Annotated in this window: 22 protein-coding genes; 4 read left to right on the forward strand and 18 right to left on the reverse strand. The window is 70.5% G+C overall.

The window, feature by feature from the left end:
• Window positions 1-30: 30 nt before the first annotated feature.
• From ML539_RS01275 to ML539_RS01285, 3 genes are all read right to left on the reverse strand, one after another.
• A complete protein-coding gene (locus ML539_RS01275; protein ID WP_243319894.1) occupies window positions 31-627 on the reverse strand; it encodes a methyltransferase domain-containing protein in 597 nt (198 codons plus the stop codon).
• Window positions 624-1,817, reverse strand: coding sequence for a crosslink repair DNA glycosylase YcaQ family protein (locus ML539_RS01280; protein WP_243319896.1), 1,194 nt, complete (start codon window positions 1,815-1,817; stop codon window positions 624-626). The genes ML539_RS01275 and ML539_RS01280 overlap by 4 nt, the downstream gene beginning before the upstream one ends.
• 68 nt (window positions 1,818-1,885) lie before the next feature.
• Window positions 1,886-3,901, reverse strand: coding sequence for an NADPH-dependent 2,4-dienoyl-CoA reductase (locus ML539_RS01285; RefSeq protein WP_243319898.1), 2,016 nt, complete (start codon window positions 3,899-3,901; stop codon window positions 1,886-1,888).
• 322 nt (window positions 3,902-4,223) lie between these two features.
• Between ML539_RS01285 and ML539_RS01290 the strand changes: the two genes are divergently transcribed.
• Together ML539_RS01290 and ML539_RS01295 are read left to right on the forward strand one after the other, a co-directional pair.
• On the forward strand, window positions 4,224-5,045 hold the full coding sequence (locus tag ML539_RS01290) for a DUF4388 domain-containing protein (protein ID WP_243319900.1): 822 nt from the start codon (window positions 4,224-4,226) through the stop codon (window positions 5,043-5,045).
• A gap of 23 nt (window positions 5,046-5,068) precedes the next feature.
• On the forward strand, window positions 5,069-6,868 hold the full coding sequence (locus ML539_RS01295) for a long-chain fatty acid--CoA ligase (RefSeq protein ID WP_243319902.1): 1,800 nt from the start codon (window positions 5,069-5,071) through the stop codon (window positions 6,866-6,868).
• A 13-nt stretch (window positions 6,869-6,881) separates the two neighbouring features.
• On the opposite strand, the gene ML539_RS01300 is transcribed toward ML539_RS01295, so the two are convergent.
• The 3 genes from ML539_RS01300 to ML539_RS01310 form a co-directional block, all read right to left on the reverse strand.
• A complete protein-coding gene (locus ML539_RS01300; RefSeq protein ID WP_243319905.1) occupies window positions 6,882-7,286 on the reverse strand; it encodes a VOC family protein in 405 nt (134 codons plus the stop codon).
• Window positions 7,287-7,364: 78 nt separating this feature from the next.
• Window positions 7,365-7,964 (reverse strand): hypothetical protein, encoded by a 600-nt coding sequence (locus tag ML539_RS01305; protein ID WP_243319908.1) that lies wholly within the window; start codon window positions 7,962-7,964, stop codon window positions 7,365-7,367.
• A gap of 78 nt (window positions 7,965-8,042) precedes the next feature.
• Window positions 8,043-8,744 carry an ABATE domain-containing protein gene (locus ML539_RS01310; RefSeq protein ID WP_243319910.1) on the reverse strand — a complete coding sequence of 234 codons (702 nt, stop codon included), beginning with the start codon at window positions 8,742-8,744 and terminating at the stop codon, window positions 8,043-8,045.
• An 85-nt stretch (window positions 8,745-8,829) separates the two neighbouring features.
• On the opposite strand from ML539_RS01310, the gene ML539_RS01315 reads away from it, so the two are divergent.
• Both ML539_RS01315 and ML539_RS01320 read left to right on the forward strand, forming a co-directional pair.
• The gene (locus ML539_RS01315) at window positions 8,830-9,330 is read left to right on the forward strand and encodes a DinB family protein (RefSeq protein ID WP_243319912.1); all 501 of its coding nucleotides are present in this window, start codon (window positions 8,830-8,832) and stop codon (window positions 9,328-9,330) included.
• Window positions 9,327-10,304: a SpoIIE family protein phosphatase gene (locus tag ML539_RS01320; protein ID WP_243319914.1), complete on the forward strand. Its 978-nt coding sequence runs from the start codon at window positions 9,327-9,329 to the stop codon at window positions 10,302-10,304. Before ML539_RS01315 ends, ML539_RS01320 begins: the two co-directional genes overlap by 4 nt.
• A gap of 4 nt (window positions 10,305-10,308) precedes the next feature.
• Here ML539_RS01320 and ML539_RS01325 read toward each other — a convergent pair whose 3' ends face one another.
• From ML539_RS01325 to ML539_RS01380, 12 genes are all read right to left on the reverse strand, one after another.
• Window positions 10,309-10,557, reverse strand: a complete 249-nt coding sequence (locus tag ML539_RS01325; RefSeq protein ID WP_243319916.1) for a DUF4342 domain-containing protein — start codon at window positions 10,555-10,557, stop codon at window positions 10,309-10,311.
• 10 nt (window positions 10,558-10,567) lie between these two features.
• Window positions 10,568-11,209, reverse strand: coding sequence for a sensor domain-containing protein (locus tag ML539_RS01330; protein WP_243319917.1), 642 nt, complete (start codon window positions 11,207-11,209; stop codon window positions 10,568-10,570).
• A 104-nt stretch (window positions 11,210-11,313) separates the two neighbouring features.
• Complete coding sequence (locus ML539_RS01335) at window positions 11,314-11,673, reverse strand: YciI family protein (protein WP_243319918.1); 360 nt, start codon at window positions 11,671-11,673, stop codon at window positions 11,314-11,316.
• A gap of 43 nt (window positions 11,674-11,716) precedes the next feature.
• Window positions 11,717-12,949 (reverse strand): RNA polymerase sigma factor, encoded by a 1,233-nt coding sequence (locus tag ML539_RS01340; protein WP_279341468.1) that lies wholly within the window; start codon window positions 12,947-12,949, stop codon window positions 11,717-11,719.
• Window positions 12,950-13,066: 117 nt separating this feature from the next.
• On the reverse strand, window positions 13,067-13,540 hold the full coding sequence (locus ML539_RS01345) for a VOC family protein (protein ID WP_243319922.1): 474 nt from the start codon (window positions 13,538-13,540) through the stop codon (window positions 13,067-13,069).
• Entirely contained in the window at window positions 13,537-14,151 is a 615-nt protein-coding gene (locus ML539_RS01350; RefSeq protein ID WP_243319924.1) for a dihydrofolate reductase family protein, read from the reverse strand. The genes ML539_RS01345 and ML539_RS01350 overlap by 4 nt, the downstream gene beginning before the upstream one ends.
• Before the next feature lie 10 nt (window positions 14,152-14,161).
• On the reverse strand, window positions 14,162-14,581 hold the full coding sequence (locus ML539_RS01355; protein ID WP_243319926.1) for a VOC family protein: 420 nt from the start codon (window positions 14,579-14,581) through the stop codon (window positions 14,162-14,164).
• Between the two features lie 44 nt (window positions 14,582-14,625).
• Complete coding sequence (locus tag ML539_RS01360) at window positions 14,626-15,051, reverse strand: YciI family protein (RefSeq protein ID WP_243319927.1); 426 nt, start codon at window positions 15,049-15,051, stop codon at window positions 14,626-14,628.
• A 2-nt stretch (window positions 15,052-15,053) separates the two neighbouring features.
• Window positions 15,054-15,509, reverse strand: a complete 456-nt coding sequence (locus tag ML539_RS01365) for a DoxX family protein (protein ID WP_243319930.1) — start codon at window positions 15,507-15,509, stop codon at window positions 15,054-15,056.
• 340 nt (window positions 15,510-15,849) lie between these two features.
• Window positions 15,850-17,394: a M14 family metallopeptidase gene (locus tag ML539_RS01370; RefSeq protein WP_243319931.1), complete on the reverse strand. Its 1,545-nt coding sequence runs from the start codon at window positions 17,392-17,394 to the stop codon at window positions 15,850-15,852.
• Window positions 17,395-17,495: 101 nt separating this feature from the next.
• Complete coding sequence (locus tag ML539_RS01375) at window positions 17,496-17,699, reverse strand: hypothetical protein (RefSeq protein WP_243319933.1); 204 nt, start codon at window positions 17,697-17,699, stop codon at window positions 17,496-17,498.
• 8 nt (window positions 17,700-17,707) lie between these two features.
• On the reverse strand, window positions 17,708-18,076 hold the full coding sequence (locus ML539_RS01380; RefSeq protein ID WP_243319936.1) for a 5-carboxymethyl-2-hydroxymuconate Delta-isomerase: 369 nt from the start codon (window positions 18,074-18,076) through the stop codon (window positions 17,708-17,710).
• Between the last annotated feature and the right edge of the window lie 6 nt (window positions 18,077-18,082).

Below are 18,082 nucleotides of genomic sequence, written 5' to 3' on the forward strand. Positions count from 1 at the left end.
CTAGGCCAAGGATTCCCGGAGGGGCACCGGTCAATCCTGCCGGCGCCTCGCCACCATCAGCAGCTCGCGCCCCGCCCGGCGGGGATGGCTGGCGGAGGCTCGCGCGAGGTGGAGGATTTCGAAGCGGGGGAGGGCGAGCTCGCGGCAAGTCTCCAGCGGGATGGCATGCGGTGGGCCGGGACGCCCCTGGACGTCGTCGAAGACCACGGCGATCCACAGCCCGCCGGGCCTCAGGTGGCGCGCGCAGGCCTCCACGTAGTCCCGGCGCCGCTCCGGGTCCATGGCCACGAAGCAGGTGTGGTCGAAGATGGCGTCCCAGGGACCGAGCGCGGGGGAGAACCAGTCCGCCGACGACCAGGTGATCCGGTCGCCGTAGCGCGCCCGGGCGCCCTGGAGGGCCAGGGGCGCGAAGTCCAGGCCCGTGACCGCGAAGCCCTCGGCTTCGAGCCCGGCGGCGTCGTGGCCGTAGCCGCAGCCCGGCACGACGACGGAGGCGCCCGGCGCCAGACCCGCGGCCGCGGCGCAGGCCAGGGCCTCCGCCAGCACGGGCGTGGGCCGGGCCATGTCCCAGCCGGGCCGGGCCTCGTCATCGTAGAAGGCGTTCCAGTAGTCGGGGTGGGCGGTCATGGGAGCAGGATCTCCTCGGCGCCCACGAAGGTGGCCAGGCGTTCCAGGGCCTCGTCCAGGCCGCGCTTCCGGGCTTTGGTGGCCTTGATGCCGGGTTCCCACCAGAGGCCCCGGACCTCCAGCTGGCCGCGGTCGCGGTGCAGCTTGGGATCGAGGCGGCCCACGAAGCGCTCGCCCTCGAGGATGGGCAGCACGAAGTAGCCGTACTGGCGCTTGGGTTCGGGCACGAAGGCCTCGAAGCGGTAGTCGAACCCGAAGCGGCGCAGCGCCCGGGCGCGGTCCCTCAGCACCGGGTCGAAGGGGCAGAGCAGCCGCGTGCGCTCCGGGGGATCGGGCAGCTTGGCCAGGCGCTTCTCCCAGTCCGCCAGGGCGAAGGCAGGCCGAGCTTCGCCGTCGGCGCCTTCCACGGCCACGGGGACAATGCGCCCGGCCTTGGCCGCGCGGTCGCACCAGGCCTTGGCTTCCGCAGCCTCGATGGAGGCCCAGAACTCCGCCAGCTCCTTCGGCGTGAAGACCACGAGCCGCTCGGCGGCGCTGGCGCAGGCCCACTCCACGTGCGCCTCGGGATTCGGGCAGGGCAGGGCGTGATGGTCCGGCAGCACCCGTTCGGTCAGGTCGTACAGCTTCTGGAAGCCTTCGCGGCGCGGGATCATCAGCTCGCCGCTGCGCCAGAGGAAGTCCAAGGCGGCCTTCTGCGGCTTCCAGCCCCACCATGGCCCGCGCTTCTCCGGGTGCTCGAAATCCGAGGATTTCAGCGGTCCCTCGCGCTCGATGCGGGCCTTCACGTCTCCCACCACCCGGGCCCCGTCCGTGCCCCGGAAGTGGTGCTGCCACCAGGCGTGGGCGTGGATGCGCTCCCGGTCCCGCGCGAAGCGCGGTTTCCAGTGCCCGAACCAGGCCGTGGGGATGGCGGAGGCGTCGTGGGTGAAGGCTTCGAAGAGGCTACGGCGGTCCTCCAGCAGCTTCCGCAGGTGCTCCGGACGGTAGCCGTCCAGGCGGCTGGAGAGGGTGAGGTCGTGGGCCCGGGCCACCACGTTGATGGTGTCCACCTGCACGAAGCCCAGCTTCTCGATGAGGGCCTGGAGCGATGGCACCGTCGCCCGGCGCGTCGGATCATCCAGCAGTCCCTGGGCGCCCAGGAAGAGGCGCCGCGCGGCGGAAGCGGAAACAAAGGGAAGTATGTTTGCCACGGATGAACTCAGATGAACACGGATGAATCAGTATCCGCGTTCATCCGTGTTCATCCGTGGCAAAAAAATCAAATCTTCGCCGCCAGTTCCGCGCCTTGACGAATGGCGCGCTGGGCGTCCAGCTCGGCGGCGAGGTCGGCGCCGCCGATGAGGTGCACGGAGACGCCGCGCTCGGTGAGGGGCGTGGCGAGGCTGCGCTCGGAGACCTGGCCCGCGCAGAGGATCACGCTGTCCACGGCCAGGCACCTGGAGCCGGCGTCCTTCCCGTCGCGGATCCAGAGGCCCTCGTCGTCGACGCGCTCGTAGTGGATGCCGCCCATCATCTTCACCTTCATGGCCTTGAGGCCGGCCCGGTGGGCCCAACCCGTGGTCTTGCCCAAGCCGGCCCCCATGCGGTCCGTCTTGCGCTGGAGCAGGTACACGGTGCGGGCCGGCAGGGGCGGCTGGGGGGCCGGAAGCAGGCCGCCCCGGTGGGCGTGGGCGCCGTCCACGCCCCATTCCGCGAGGTAGCGGGCGCGGTCCGGGCCGTGGTCGGCGTGCACCAGGAACTCCGCCACGTCGAAGCCGATGCCGCCGGCGCCGATGATGGCGACGGTCTGTCCGGCCACCTTCCGGCCCGAGAGCAGGTCCGGGTAGCTGATGACCTTGGGATGGTCCACACCGGGGAAGTCCGGCGTGCGGGGCAGGACGCCGGTGGCCAGGACGACCTCCTCGAAGTCCGCCAGCTGGTCTGCGGTGGCCCGCTCGCCCAGGCGCAGGGTGACGCCCGCGGTGGCCAGGCGGCGACCGAAGTAGCGGAGCATCTCGTAGAACTCCTCCTTCCCCGGCACGCGCTTGGCGTAGTTGACCTGGCCGCCCAGCTCGGTCTGGGCCTCGAAGAGGGTGACCACGTGCCCTCGCTCGGCCGCGTGGCAGGCGAAGCTCATGCCCGCCGCGCCTCCGCCGACCACCGCGATGCGGCGGGGAGCGTAGGCGGGCTCGAAGACCAGCTCGGTCTCGTAGCAGGCCCGGGGGTTCACCAGGCAGGTGGCCCGCTTCTGCTCGAAGACATGGTCCAGGCAGGCCTGGTTGCAGGCGATGCACGTGGCGATGTCCAGGGCGCGGTCCTCGGCGGCCTTCTTCACGAACTCGGCGTCCGCCAGCAGGGGACGGGCCATGCTCACCATGTCCGCGCAGCCCTCCGCCAGCACCTCCTCGGCCACCTCCGGCGTGTTGATGCGGTTGGTGGTGACCAGCGGGATCGACACTTCGCCCTTGAGCTTCTTCGTCACCCAGGCGTAGGCGCCGCGGGGCACCATGGGGCCGATGGTGGGCACCCGGGCCTCGTGCCAGCCGATGCCCGTGTTGAGGATCGTGGCGCCCGCGGCCTCGATGGCCTTGGCGAGCTGGACCACTTCCTCCCAGGTGCTGCCGTCAGGCACCAGGTCGAGCATGGACAGGCGGAAGATCACGATGAAGTCGGGGCCCACGGCGGCGCGCACGGCCTTCACCACCTCCACGGGGAAGCGCATGCGGTTCTCGTAGCTGCCGCCCCAGGCGTCCGTGCGGCGGTTGGTGCGGGCGGCGATGAACTCGTTGATGAGGTAGCCCTCGCTGCCCATGATCTCCACGCCGTCGTAGCCGGCCTTCCTGGCGAGGGCCGCGCAGCGGGCATAGTCGCGGATGGTGGCTCGGATGCCACGCGGGGAGAGAGCCCGGGGCTTGAAGGGGGTGATGGGGCTCTTGAGGGCCGAAGGCGCCACGCTGAGGGGATGGTAGCTGTAGCGCCCGCCGTGGAGGATCTGGAGGGCGATCTTGCCGCCGGCCTCGTGGACCGCGGTGGTCACCTGGCGATGCTTTCCCACCTGCCAGGGCCAGGAGAGCTGCGAGCCGAAGGGTGAGAGCCGGCCGCGCAGGTTGGGCGCGATGCCGCCCGTGACGATGAGGCCAACGCCGCCGCGGGCGCGCTCCGCGTAGAAGGCCGCCAGCTTGGCGAAGCCGCCCTTGGCCTCCTCCAGGTTGGTGTGCATGGAGCCCATCAGCACGCGGTTGCGCAGCGTGGTGAAGCCCAGGTCGAGGGGGGCCAGCAGGTGGGGGTACGGCATGGAGGCTCCGGTGGGTGATGCCAGTGTACGGTGCCCGGGAGATCCGCGATGCCGGGATGAATGCCTCGTGTCGCTACGGGCCATCGGCCCAGGCCGGGTTTTCCCTGGGCGCGTGCCACCGGCGCTGGCTCTTGCATGGGCCGATTTTCCGCATCTTGACCAGGTCCACGCGGGGCCTTCCAATGGTGGACCACTCAACCCGTCGATCCTCCTTGATTGGTAAGTCCCCGGCCATGCCCTACTCATCGCTCCATGCCTTCCCCCGCAGCACCCCTTCCGCCGGGGCGGCGGGAATCCGCGCTTTCACGGCTCCGGAGCGCCCATGAGCAACCTCCGGGGCCTCCTCGAGAGCATCAGCATCACGGACGTGGTGCAGCTGCTCCATCTGAACAAGAAGACCGGCCAGCTGCTCATGCAGAACGGCCGCTTCCAGGGCGTGATGTACGTGAGCGGCGGCGCGGTGGTCCATGCGGAAACCTCGCGCTCCACCGGCGAATCCGCCGCCTTCGAGCTGCTGGCCTGGGAGCGGGGCGAATTCGAGTTCCAGGCGGTGCCGGTCAAGCCCGTGGGCAGCATCCGGCGGAGCGTGCCGGACCTGCTCATGGAATCGGCCCGCACCCTGGACACCCGCCGCCGCCTGGGGGCCTACTTCCCCTCCTTGGACGCGGTGCCCTGGACCTTCCTTCCGGAGCCGGCCCTCACCGCGGGCCTGAAGCTCACCCCCGAGGCCCTCAAGGCCATCGCACACTTCGACGGCTACCAGGACTTCCACCAGGTGATGGCCTCCACCCAGTTGAACGAGACGGCGGTGCTGGAGGCGGCCTTCGCGCTGCTGGAGGCCGAGCGCCTGCAGGTCTTCGAGCCTGCCGTCCCCCTGGCAGTAGAGGCGATGAAGACGGGGCTGTTCAAGAAGGGCGACCATGTGGCGCTGGGCGTCATCCACGAATCCCGCTGGCGGGGCCTCCAGCCCTACAGCCATGGCTTCATCACCCAGGTGCGGATCCAGTGGCGGGGCGGCGTGGCCCACGAGGCGGCGCGCTTCGTGCCCGGCCTGGCCGACGGCGTGATCTCGGTGCCTGAACCCCTGCTCAAGAGCTGGGGCCTCGGCCCCACCGAATCGGTGGTGGTGCGGCCCGCGCCCTGACGATCTTCTTCCGGAGCAAGACCATGGTCCAAACCATCGCCGATCTGTTCTACCAGGCCTGTTCCTTCCAGTCGCCGGATGCCCTGGCCTACCGGAAGGGCGGCGGCTACGTGCCGATCTCCCACCAGGACCTGCAGGCCCGGGTGGAGCGCCTGGCCCTGGCCCTGGAGTCCCGCGGCCTCAAGGCGGGCGAGCCCGTGGCCCTGATCTGCGAGAACCGCCCGGAGTGGGCCGTCGTGGACTACGCCTGCGCCATCTCGGGCCTGCCCACCGTGCCGGTCTATCCCACCCTGAACGCGCCCCAGAGCGCCTTCATCCTCAAGCACTCCGAGGCGCGCATCGTCTTCTGCTCCACGGCGGACCAGGCGCGGAAGGCCCTGACCGCGCAGGGGCCTGGTTCCGCCCTGCAGTGGGTGGTGCAGATGGACGGCATTCCCGCCGATTCCAGCGTGATCCCCTTCTCCACCCTCATGGCCGAGGGCGAGGGCCTGGAGGCCCGCCGCGCCGAGGTGCGGGCCTGGGCCAAGGAGCGGAAGGCGGACGACCTGCTGACCATCATCTACACGTCCGGCACCACGGGCGATCCCAAGGGCGCCATGCTCACCCACGGGAACCTGGTGTCCAACGTGGAGCGCACGCTCCAGCTGCTGCAGCTCAAGAAGGGGGATCGCTGCCTCTCCTTCCTGCCCCTCTCTCACATTCTCGAGCGCATGGCGGGGCACTACTCCACCTTCCGCATCGGCGCCAGCATCTACTACGCGGAGAGCATCGCCACCGTGGCCGATGACCTCCAGGCCACCAAGCCCACCATCATCATCAGCGTGCCCCGCATCTACGAGAAGATCTACGCCCGGGTGCGCGAGAACGTGGCCTCCAGCAGCCTCGTGAAGCGCTTCATCTTCCACTGGGCCATGTGGGCGGGCGACATGTCCGTGCCCTACCTGTACGAGAAGCAGAACATCCCCATCTGGATCCAGTTCCAGCTCTGGTGGAGCCGCCACCTGGTCTTCCACAAGATCCTGGCCCGAACCGGCGGGAACATCCGCTTCGCCATCAGCGGCGGCGCGCCGCTGGCGCCCAAGGTCATGGCCTTCTTCTGGGCCGTGGGCCTGCCCATCACCGAGGGCTATGGCCTCACGGAGACGAGCCCCGTGGTCTCCTTCAACCGCTTCGGCGAGGTGGCTCCCGGCAAGGTGGGGCGCCCCATCTACGACGCCTGGGACGGCAAGCCCTACGTGAAGATCGCGGAGGACGGCGAGATCCTCGTCAAGGGCCCGAACGTGATGAAGGGCTACTGGAAGAATCCGGAGGGCACGGCGGAAGCCTTCGACGCGGACGGCTACTTCCGCACCGGCGACATCGGCGAGCTGAGCCCCCGCGGCCTCCTCAAGATCACGGACCGCAAGAAGGAGATCATCGTCACCAGCGGCGGCAAGAAGGTGGCGCCCCAGCCCATCGAGGAGCTGCTCAAGACGGACAAGTTCATCACCCAGGCGGTCCTGCTGGGCGACAAGCGGAACTACATCTCCGCCCTGCTCATCCCCAACTTCGACAGCCTGCACCGCTGGGCCCACCAGAAGAAGATCCGCTTCTCCAACAACCGCGACCTGGTGGCCCGCCCGGAGGTGCACGAGCTGATGATGGAGCGGGTGGAGACGGTCAACCAGCACCTCTCCAACTTCGAGCGGGTCAAGAAGGTGGCCATCCTCGACCACGAGCTGAGCCTGGAGAGCGGCCAGCTCACCCCCAGCCTCAAGGTCAAGCGCCGGGTGGTGAACGAGATGTACGCCACCCTCATCGAGTCGCTCTACAAGGGCGCCTGAACCCCGCCCGCGCTCAATCTGCCGAGGGTCCCTTCAGCTCGATCACGTTGCCCTCCGGGTCCCGGAGGTAGACGGAGGGGCCGGTGCCCTCGGCCCCGTAGTTGTCGTGGACCTCGCTCAGCCCGAGGCCCTGGTCGGCGAAGCGCGCCCGCAGGGCGGCTTCGTCGAAGGGCTCGATGCGCAGGCAGAAATGATCCTGGTTGCGCCCTTCCGAGCCCGGCGCCGCCCCTCCGGACACGCCCAGCTTCCCGCCCACGGAAACGAGGTCGAGCATGGATCGCCCCGCCCGGAGGTGGACGAGCCCCAGGTCGGGCACCCGCCGGTCGAGCTCCAGGCCGATCACCCGCGTGTAGAAGTCGGTCATGGCTTCCAGGTCGGTGACGCGGAGGACCAGGTGGTCGAGGGCGAGGATGCGCATGGCCGTTGTTTCTCCGGCCCCAGCATAACGGGACAGGCCCGGCGGGTGCGCCGCCGGGCCTGTCCGACTCGGGTGGGATCAGAACCGGATGCCGGCGTAGATGCCGATCTGGCTCTTGGGGGCGAGGCTCTTCAGCAGGTCCGCCGCGGAGGCGAAGTCGTTGCTCTTGGAGCTGAGGGGGAAGGCCGCCTCGATGCCGATGAAGGGCTTCACCAGCGGCGTGGGGAAGGCGTACCCGGCGTTCACGCGGGCCCACACGCGGTTGTAGGTGGTGCTGTCCCCGCCGCTCTCCTTCAGGGACTCGGAGCGGAACTCCAGGCCCGCGCCCACGGCGATGACGGCCTTGAAGTTGAACATGGCCCCGGCGGACCAGTGGCTCTGCTTCAGCTCGCTCTCGCCCATGGGCGTGCCGGCCAGGGTGGCCTTGAGGGTCGACTTGGATTCCGGCTGGTAGCCGGCGGTGAGCTGGAGCAGGACGGGGCCGAAGTCCACCACCGAGTAGCCGAAGCGGGCGCCAACGACGGTCTTGTTGTCCGCCTCCACGTTCAGGGTGGTGCCGGGCGCCACGTCCATGTGGGGGGAGGGGTACTGCTGCTGCCCGACGAAGAGCCCCACCTCGAAGGACTGGGCCGCGAGGGGGGCGCCGAGGAGCAGGGCGAGCGCGAGGGTCTTCTTCATGGGATCTCCTGATGGAAAAGGGGAAGGCGGCCCATCCTTCCATCGCGCTGCCCGGAAATCAAGAAGATTGAAGTGTCATCAATCGAGGCCGCCCTCGGGCCCCGGTTTTGGCTTCCGGGTCCGATGGTAGTGGCGGCGGGCCTTCTCCCGGTTGCCGCAGCTGGTCATCGAGCACCAGCGCCGGGAGCGGCCGCGGCTGAGGTCCAGGAACAGCCAGGTGCACTGGGAGCCTCCGCACTCCCGAACCGGGGCCGGCTTCTCCGCGGTCAGCAGGTCCGCCGCGGCCCGGGCGATGGGCCAGAGGGGGGCCGTGAGGTGCCGTTCCATCTCCCGCCAGCGCCAGGCCGGAGTGGCCGCGTCGTCGGCGAGGCAGAGGTGGGGCAGGGCTTCCCGGAGGGCCCGGTTCAGGGCGGCCAGGTCCCCGGGGGGCACCCCCCGCCCATGGGCCCGGGCCGAGAAGAGGCCGTACAGCGCCTCCCGGAGGGCCCGGGCGGCCTGGAGGGCGGCCTCGGCGGCGGTCGGGTCGGCCAGGGCCTGGGCGGCGAGGGCTTCCGGGGCGCCGGCGGTCAGGAGCTCCGCCTGCCGGGCGAAGGCCAGGAGCCGCGGGTAGGACCCCAGGTCGTCGGTCTCGGGGCGGCCCCGGTCCCCCCAGGTGTTCGCGAAATCCAGGCTGAGGTCGCCTCCGGAGAACTCGAAGGGGGCGGCCGGGGCCAGCTCGGGGGCCAGGTTGGGGGCCAGGTTGAGGGCCAGTTTGAGGGCCAGGTTGAGCGAAGGTTCCATGGGAGAAGGCTAACCTGCCTTGCATGCTTGACAGGTTAAAAGATCGGTCCATATTAACCTGCATCAAGCACCAAGGAGGTTAGTCATGTCCGAGACCTGCGACACGGCCCCCACCCGCCTGGCGGACCAGCTGGAGCGTGCCTTCCGGGGGGGCGCCTGGCATGGCCCCGCGGTCATGGAGCTGCTGGCCGGCGTCGATGCGGCCCGCGCCCGCTGGCGGCCGGGGCCCTCCGCCCATTCCATCGCCGACCTCGCGGGACACCTGGCCTACTGGATGGAGGACGCCCGGCGCCAGATCCTCGGCGAGACCCGCTCCTCCACGGAGGCCGGAGGGGACTGGGAAGCCGCGGCGCCCGGCTCCGACGCCGCCTGGCAGGCCCTCTGCCAGACCCTGGAGGCGGCGCACTGCGGCCTCCGGGACGCGGTGCGCCCCCTGGAGGAGACCCGCCTGGACGAGGCCAGGCCGGGCTCCGACACCACGCTCCGGGGGCTCCTCCTGGGCACTCTGCAGCACAATGCCTACCATGCGGGCCAGATCGGCCTCCTCCGCAAGCTGTCCGAGGCGGCCCTGGGGAAGCTGCCGTGACGCCCCTGGAAGCGCGGACCCTCGAGCGGCTCAGCGCCCGGCGGGACCACCTGGCCCGCCTGACCGCCTCCCGGAACGAGCACCGGTGGGTGGACCTGATGCGGCGGGTGGACGCGGCCATCGGCGCCCTGGAGGTGGGGACCTGGGGCTTTTGCGCGGTCTGCCACGACCCCATGAGCGCCGAGCGCCTGGCCGAGGATCCCCTGGTCCGGGTCTGCCTGGAATGCCTGTCGGAAGCCGAGCGCCGGGGCCTGGAGCGGGATCTCCAGGCTGCGGGGAAGGTGCAGCGCACCCTCCTGCCGCCCGCGCGCCTGGTCCAGGCCGGGTGGGAGGTGGCCTACCACTGGGAGCCCCGCGGCGTGGTCTCCGGCGACCACGTGGACCTCATCCCGCCCGCCGCGCCCGGCTCCCCCCTCCACCTGGTGCTGGGGGACGTGTCGGGGAAGGGCGTGGCGGCGGCCCTGCTCCAGTCCCACCTGCACGCCCTGTTCCGGGCCCTGGTGCCCACGGGACAGCCGCTTCCGGACCTGTTCAAGCGGGCCAACGAGCTCTTCGCCGAGGCCACCTCCTCGGTCAGCTACGCGACCCTGGCCGCCCTGAGGCTGGAATCGGACGGGCGCTTCTCCATTGCCAACGCGGGGCATCCCCGGCCGCTGCTGGCGGACGGCCGCGGCGTGCGGCCCCTCGAAGGGGGCGGCCTGCCGCTGGGGCTGTTCGGCGATTCGGTCTACACCGAGCGGGAGCTGGCGCTGGCTCCGGGCCAGACCCTGCTGCTCTACACGGACGGGTGGACCGAGGCCGCCCGGGGCGAGCGCGAGTTCGGCATCGGGCGGGCGGCCGCCTCCCTGCGCCGGAGCGCGAGCCTTCCCCTTCCCGACCTGCTGACGGCCTGCCGGGCGGACCTGGAGCGCTACCTGGGAGATGCCCCCCGGGGCGACGACCTCACCCTGGTGGCCGTGCGGCGGGTGGCCTGATCTTTCAGTCCGCCTCGGTCTTCTCGATCACGATCACCATGCGGGTGACCACGGCGGCCAGGGCGCCCACGGCGGCGAACACCGGCAGCAGGGCCGCGCCCACCACACCCACCGTGAGGGGGATCTCGATGAGGGTCTTCCCCTCCTCGTTCTTCAGGGTGATCCGCCGGATGTTCCCCTGGTGGATGAGCTCCTTGATCTTGTCGAGGATCTTGCCGCCCTCGAGCTTGAATTCCTCAGTGCGTGTGGCCATGGGATCTCCTTCAGGGCTTGACCAGCAGGTGCCGGGCCAGCCAGATCTGGAAGCGGCCCAGCAGCAGGGCCAGGTGGAGGGTGAGGGGCAGGAGGGCCAGACCCGCCAGGCCGCAGAGGGCCACCGCCAGGCCCGGGTGGGCGGAGATCCAGGCCACGCCGCCCACATCGCCGGTGAAGCTGCCGCCCACCTGCAGCAGGTGCAGCACCGGCACGGCCAGCAGAGCCAGGCTCGTGGCCAGCAGGCTGACGAGCAGCGTGAAGTAGGCGATGCCCAGGGGCATGAGCAGCACGAAGTAGAGGAGGCTGGTCCAGGTGCGGGGGTCGCCCGCCAGGGCCTTCGTGCGGGCCAGCCACCCTTCGCCCGGCGGCAGCAGGGCCGGCGCCTCGGGGGTTCCCTCGCCCACGAGCGCCCCCAGCAGGCGCAGCTCCGCCACAGAGAGCAGGCGGGCGCCGGCCAGGAAGGCCACCGCCACGGGGACGCCGATGATGAGGATGGCCAGCCCCAGGCTCAGGGACAGCCCCGTCACCGCGTAGGTGAAGGCCAGGATGCCCGTGACGAGGGTGAGCAGCAGGTAGAGCACGGTGGTGTAGGCCCGGCGCGTGGTCAGGACCTCGAAGAAACCAGGGTGGGGAGGGGACTGCAAGGGCATGGGATCTCCCGGGGTGCCTTCAATCTAGGGAGAGTTCCCCCCTGCCGGGGAGCGAACCGGCGAACCGCGGGTCCGGGCCGGCGAAGGACCGGGGATCGCGGCCGTCAGGCGCCTTCGTAGCAGGGCCCCGTCTCGCGCACCTCGACGGTGGCCCACTCGGCGGCGGGGCAGGCCAGGGCGATGGCCACCGCCTCCTCCCGGGTCTGGCAGGTGAGGTAGAAGAAGCCGCCGACCATCTCCTTGGACTCGGCAAAGGGGCCGTCGAGCAGGGATGGCCGTCCGTTCCGCACCTCCACGCGAACCCCTTCGTGATCGGAGTGGAGCGAGCTGGTGAGCTTGAGCAGGCCCCGGCCCTGGAGATCCTCGGCAAACCGCAGCATCCGGTCGTAGACGGCGCGGCCCGCCTCTTCGCCGCGGGCGGCGCGTTGTCCTCGGGGTTCCATGATCAGCAGCATGTAGGGCATCGGAGGCTCCTGGTGGGTTGGGTCCGGAATCCGGGCCGGGAGGTCACGCGCCGCCGCAGGCCGCCGCCCGCTCGAGCAGGAAGCCGCGTTCCCGGGCGTTCCGAGTGAGCGCGGCGGCCTGCTCGAAGGCCGCCTTCGCCTCCTCCGCGCGGCCGAGCTTGGCGAGCAGATCGCCGCGGACGCTCGGGAGCAGGTGGTAGCCCTTGAGCGACGGCTCGGTGGCCAGCGCCTCCACGGCCTCGAGCCCGGCGGCGGGGCCGAAGGCCATGCCGAGGGCCACGGCGCGGTTGAGTTCCACCACGGGAGAGGGGGCGACCTGGGCGAGCTCGCCATAGAGGGCGGCGATGCGCGCCCAGTCCGTGTCGGCGGCCGCGCGGGCGCGTGCGTGGCAGCCGGCGATGGCCGCCTGGAGCGTGTAGGGCCCCGGGGGGACACCCAGCGCCTGGGCCAGCGCCAGGGCCCGCTCCAGGGCTTCCAGGCCGCGCCGGATGAGGAGCTGATCCCACCGCCCGCGGTCCTGGTCGAGCAGGAGGATGGGCTCGCCGTCGGGCCCCACGCGCGCCCGCAGCCGGGAGGCCTGGATCTCCAGGAGGGCGGCCAGGCCGTGGACCTCCGGCTCCCGCGGGACCAGCCCGGCCAGGATGCGGGCGAGCCGCAGGGCCTCCTCGCAGAGCCCCGGGCGGATCCAGTCCTCGCCGGCGGTGGCCGAGTAGCCCTCGTTGAAGATGAGGTAGATCACGTCCAGCACTGAGTCCAGGCGGTCGCGGAGCTCGGCCCCGCGGGGCCCCTCGAAGGGGACCCGCGCCTCGGCCAGGGTCCGCTTGGCCCGGACGATGCGCTGGGCGATGGTGGGTTCCGGCACGAGGAAGGCGCGGGCGATCTCCCCGGTCGTCAGGCCCCCCAGCAGCCGCAGGGTGAGCGCGGTCCTGGCCTCGGGCGAGAGGCGCGGATGGCAGGCGATGAACATGAGCCGCAGTAGGTCGTCCCCGATGGGATCATCCAGCTCGGCGTCGAAGGCCTCCATGGCGGTCTCCTGCTCGGCCTCGAGCTCCCGGCCCAGGGCCTCGTGCTTCCGCTCCATCAGCTTGATCCGCCGCAGCCGGTCGATGGCCCGGCGCTTGGCCGTGGCCATGAGCCAGGCCCCGGGATTCTCCGGGACCCCGGTCCCGGGCCACTGCTCCAGGGCGGCGACGAGGGCGTCCTGGGCGAGCTCCTCCGCCAGGTCCAGGTCGCGCACCATCCGCAGGAGCCCTCCGATGAGCCGCGCGGATTCCATCCGCCAGACGGCGTCGATGGCTCGATGGGCGTCGGATGTCGTCACATGGGAATCAGACCAGCTTCACCGGCGGGCCGCAACCTCCCGGGGCGCCTCAACCTTTCCGAGGGGTGGGAATCAACCCCGTATCGCCTTTTCGATGGCAGCGATGTCGATCTTCCCCATGGGCATCATGGCCTCGAAGGCGCGCTTGGCGGCCGGGCCGCCCCTGGCCATCGCGTCGGTCAGGATGCGGGGCGTGATCTGCCAGCTGATGCCCCACTTGTCCTTGCACCACCCACACTGGCTTTCTTCGCCGCCGTTTCCGACGATCGCGTTCCAGTACCGGTCCGTCTCCTCTTGGTCTTCCGTCGTGATCTGGAACGAGAAGGCCTCGCTGTGCTTGAACTGGGGCCCCCCGTTCAACCCGATGCAGGGGATCCCGGCGACGACGAACTCCACGACCAGGGTGTCGCCGGCTTTTCCGTCCGGATAGTCGGAAGGGGCCTTGTGGATGGCGCCGAGGCGGCTTTGCGGGAAGGTCTCGGCGTAGAAGCGCGCCGCCTCCTCCGCGTCGCGGTCGAACCACAGACAGATCGTGCTCTTGCTCATCGGGAAGCCTCCTTTGAGTCGTGACCGACGGGGTCGGTCTTCAAGGGTCCGGCAACCCGGTATGTCGTGAAGATGATGCCGGTGTGGAAGGCATTCGTGCTGACGAGCTCGAAGGAACGGGGCGGGGTTCCCTCGGCGAAGAAGCGCTTCCCCGTGCCCAGCAGGACCGGATAGACAACCAGCAGGACTTCGTCCGCGAGCCCATGCTCGAGCAGCGTCGAGGTCAGCGTGGAGCTGCCCGAGAGGATGAGATCCCGGCCGTCCTGTGCCTTGACGCGGCGAAGGTCCCCGACGACGTCCGGCCCAAGGCCCTCGAACGGGCCCCACGCAAGGCTCTCCGGACGGTGGGTCGCGACGAATTTGGTGGCCGCATTGAGGCCGTCGGCCATCGGGCTGCTCGGCGCCTTGGGCCAGTAGCCCGACCAGATGTCGTAGGTGCGGCGGCCAAGCAGCAGATCGAAGCTCCCGCCATACGCCGCCAGCATGGCATCCCGGCCCGCGGGTGACCGGTACGGCACGGTCCAGTCGCCGTAGCGGAAACCGTCGTCATCGGCGGAATGCTGGATCACGCCGTCCAGCGAGATGTGTTCGATGATCCTGAGCCGTCTCATGGGAGCCCCTTCAACCGGCCTGCTGCTCATGGGGGATCGCCGACGGATCCATCCACACCGGCCCCCAGGCGTGCCCGTCCGGATCGGCGAAATCGCGGCCGTACATGAAACCGAGGTCCTGGATGGGGTTGATGTCGGCCTCTCCACCATGCGCGGCCGCGGCGGCGTTCATCGCATCCACCGCCTCCCGGCTCTCGCAGGAGAGGGAGAGCATCACCTCGCTGGAGGTGGGCGGAGGAATGGGCCGTGCCGTGAAGGTCCGCCACTTGGCATGGGTCAGGAGCATCACGTAGATGGCCTCGCTCCAGACCATGCAGGCCGCCGTCTCGTCCGAGAAGGCGGGATTGTTGGTGAAGCCGAGGGCGGTGTAGAACGCCATCGACGTCTTGAGGTCGGCGACGGGCAGGTTCACGAAGATCATCTTTGGCATCGGAGGCTCTCCCTGGTGGCGTGGCGGAGGTGGGGCTGGTGCGACTAGGCTTTCCCGGCGATCTGGGCGCGCAGGCGTTCCTCCTGCTCCCGCAGCTCGGGGGTGAACTCGGGGCCGAAGTCCTCGGCTTCGAAGACCTGGCGGAGCTCGATCTCGGCCGTCTCCCCCGTGGGATTGGGGCAGCGCTTGATCCATTCCACGGCCTCCGCCATCGACCGGACCTGCCAGAGCCAGAACCCGGCGACCAGTTCCTTCGTCTCCGTGAACGGCCCGTCGGTCACGGTCCGCGTCGCGCCGGAGAACCGCACCCGCACGCCCTTCGAGCTGGGGTGGAGCCCTTCCCCCGCGAGCATCACGCCGGCCTTCACCAGCTCGTCGTTGTAGCGGCCCATGTCGGCCAGCAGCTTCTCGTCGGGGAGGGCGCCTGCCTCCGTATCCTGGGTTGCCTTGATCATGACCATGACGCGCATGTTCATTGCTCCTTGGAAGGGTTGGGGTTGGAAAGGTCGATCGTCCGGAGCGGCAGGAGCGCCTCGAGCCGCGCCTCGCGCAGGTACAGCCCTCCCCACACCAGTGCGGCCACATAGGTGGGGAAGAGGATGTGGGAGAACAGGGGATCGCCGACCCGCACATGGGTGGCGACCGCGCCGCCCAGGTAGCCCGTGAGCAGGATGGCTCCGAGCACGGAGGTCCTGGGAACCGCGTAGAGCACGACGCAGGCGGACAGGGTGAGGCCGAGGGGGCGCGCGACGTTCTCGGAGTAGCCGAGCTTGATGAAGCCCTCGAGGACCGGCGGCAGCCGCATCACCTTCGCGAGGCCGTCGAAGGCCAGGAGCAGGATCGGCAGGGCGCTGAGGATGCGGCCCGCCCAGAGCCATCGGGGCCGGGTGGGGTGCGCGGAGGGGGCGGGCGAGGTGTTCGTGGGCATGGGGGCCTCCGTGGATGCGCTTCGGGTGGGAACCACGGGATGCTTCCGCACGGTATGGCGGCTGGCCCCGGATTCTACTCATGCGTCGAACGGAGGGCGGCGGGATCGACAGGCTTTGAAACTTTTTTGAGATTAATTATTAAATTATTTATTTGGTGTAAATGAAATATCAATTGCCTGATGTTCGGCGGGCTTCTGCCTGAAAAGCCGGAACCGCACGGAGCGCGGAGAACGCAGAGGCGTCCAGGGCAGGACATCCGGGCCTCCGGCCCCGGGCCGCACCTCGCGCGGCCCGTTACTCGGGTGGCGTCCGTGCCCTACCGGGAAGGGAAGGGCGGGCTCAGCCCAGATCGGGCACGCGCCAGAGGGCCAGTTCGTCACCGCGGGTGGGCGCTGGCAGGAGGCCGTTCTCCACGGCGCCGTCGTCGCTCTCGGCCTCGCAGAGGTAGGCGGCGATGGCGCCCAGGGGCTGGTCCGTGGGCACCAGGGACCAGCCGGCCGGCGCCTTCCGCGGGCCGCGCCGCCAGGAAACGGACAGCTCGCCCACGGCGGCGGCCTCCAGGATGGCCCGGCCCCCTTCGGTCTCCAGGGCCTCCACCACCGGGACTTCCACCTCGAAGGTGCCCAGGGCCTCCTGGAGCGCCAGGCCGTGCAGGCGCAGGTGGGCGGCCACGGGCGGCGGCACCAGGTAGGCCGCGGGGCGGTCCACCACCAGGCTGCCCACGAAGCGGCCCAGGTGGGGGATCGTCACGGTGCTGGGCGCGCCCTCCAGGGTGCGTGGCGTGCGCGTGAGGATCTCCACGGGCTGGGGGAAGGTCTTCAGGTCGTAGCGCACGGCGATGCGGTTCCGGGGCGTGCGGCTCTCCGCCACGGTCTGCACCACCTCGTCCCGGTGGGCCGCCACGTACTTGAAGGTCTCCAGCATGAAGGCATAGGCCGTGCGGACGCGCTCGGAGAAGGGGATGTAGCTGTAGCACTCCAGCAGCAGATCCATGCGGCTGGTGAGGCCCCGGTAGTTGCTGCCGAAGCGCGGGTGGTGCGGGTAGGTCATCCACCCCTCGCGCACGGGGGCGCCGGGCTCGGCGTCGCGGTCCGCGTCCAGGGCCCGCTCGTCCTCCACGAAGTTGCCGTACCAGCCCGCGTCCAGGCCGTGGTTGGCCTTCAGGGCGGCGGTGACGGGCGGCAGCAGGCGCTGGCGCATGTACTCGATGGGCTCGCCCCGGCCGCTCTCCACGGTGTGGGGGATGTCATAGGTCATGGAGAAGCGGTGCACCGAGCCGTTCGTCGCGTGGTTGTCGATGGTGAGGTCGGCCGCCCAGGGCTGGCACACGCGGGTCTGCAGCAGGCGCATCTCGGCGCCCTCGTACTTCAGGTAGTCGCGGTTCAGGTTGATCTTCGCGGCGTTCACGCGGGTGCCCACGCCGCTGTCGGGCCCGAGCTGGCCCGTGAGCTTGGGCAGGTGCAGCTTCCGGTTGCCGGGGTCGATGGCGTCGTTGCCGTCCGGGTTGAAGAGCGGCGCCACCACCAGCGTGAGGCTTTCGAGGATCTGGCCCGCGTCCAGGCCCGGCTTGCCGTCCAGCAGGTCGCGCACCAGCATGAGGCAGCCTTCCTTGCCCTCCACCTCGCCGGCGTGGATGCCGCTGATGACCAGCACCACGGGAAGGCCCAGGGCCCGCGCCTCCTCGGGGGTCTTCGCACCGTGAGCGGAGAGCACCAGCAGGGGCAGCTCGCGGCCCTGGGGGCTCGCACCGAAGCTGGTGACGTGCAGGCGCTTGTCACCCTTGGCCCGCAGGCCCGCGATGAAGGTCATCACGTCGGCGTGGCGGCTGGTCTCCTCGTAGCGGGTGGCTTCGGCCCGGGTGAGCGGGTTGGTGGGCGGGGTCATGGCGGCTCCGGGAGTGGAGGGGTATTCTCACGCCCCGGCCACCCGGCGTCCATCGGGAGCGCGCGGGTTGGGGATCGAAGCCACCTTTCGCGGCTCCGGCCCTACATCCGCTTCAGCACCTGCTGCCCCAGGTGGGACACGCGGTAGTGCCCGGCCGGGCGCTCGCGGATGAGGTCCTGGCGCTCCAGGTAGGCCAGGTCGGCCTCCGCGGCCCCGGCCTTCAGCAGGTGATCCCGGGCCACGTCGGGGTGCTGGGCCACCAGCTGCAGCAGCATCTTCTGGCGGGGTGTGATGGGTTCGGCCACGGGGGCTCCTAGGGTTCGCTGGTCTGCCGGCGGTAGCTGGCGCGGTGCAGCTCGCTGACCTGCACGGTGAGGTTCAGGCGCATGGCCGCCGAGGTGCGGGGGAAGGCCCTGGCGAGCAGGGCCATCAGGGCTTCGCTGAGCTGCGCCTTCACCGCGTCCTCGCGGCCTTCCATGATCTGCAGGTCCAGGGTGACGAAGGCCCGGTCCGGCGCGCCGTCCCCCACCCGGAAGGTCCGGTGCAGGATGACGCGGCTCTTGAGGTCCTCCTCGCGGAAGAGGCCCGTGGCCGTCAGGGTCCCGTGGAGCCGCTCCAGCAGGCCCGCCCAGTCCGGCACGTCCAGCAGGTTGTCCGAGGCTTCGAGGATGCAGTGGGGCATGGTCGG

The organism is Geothrix sp. SG200 (genome assembly GCF_022808935.1).
Classification (GTDB): domain Bacteria; phylum Acidobacteriota; class Holophagae; order Holophagales; family Holophagaceae; genus Geothrix; species Geothrix alkalitolerans.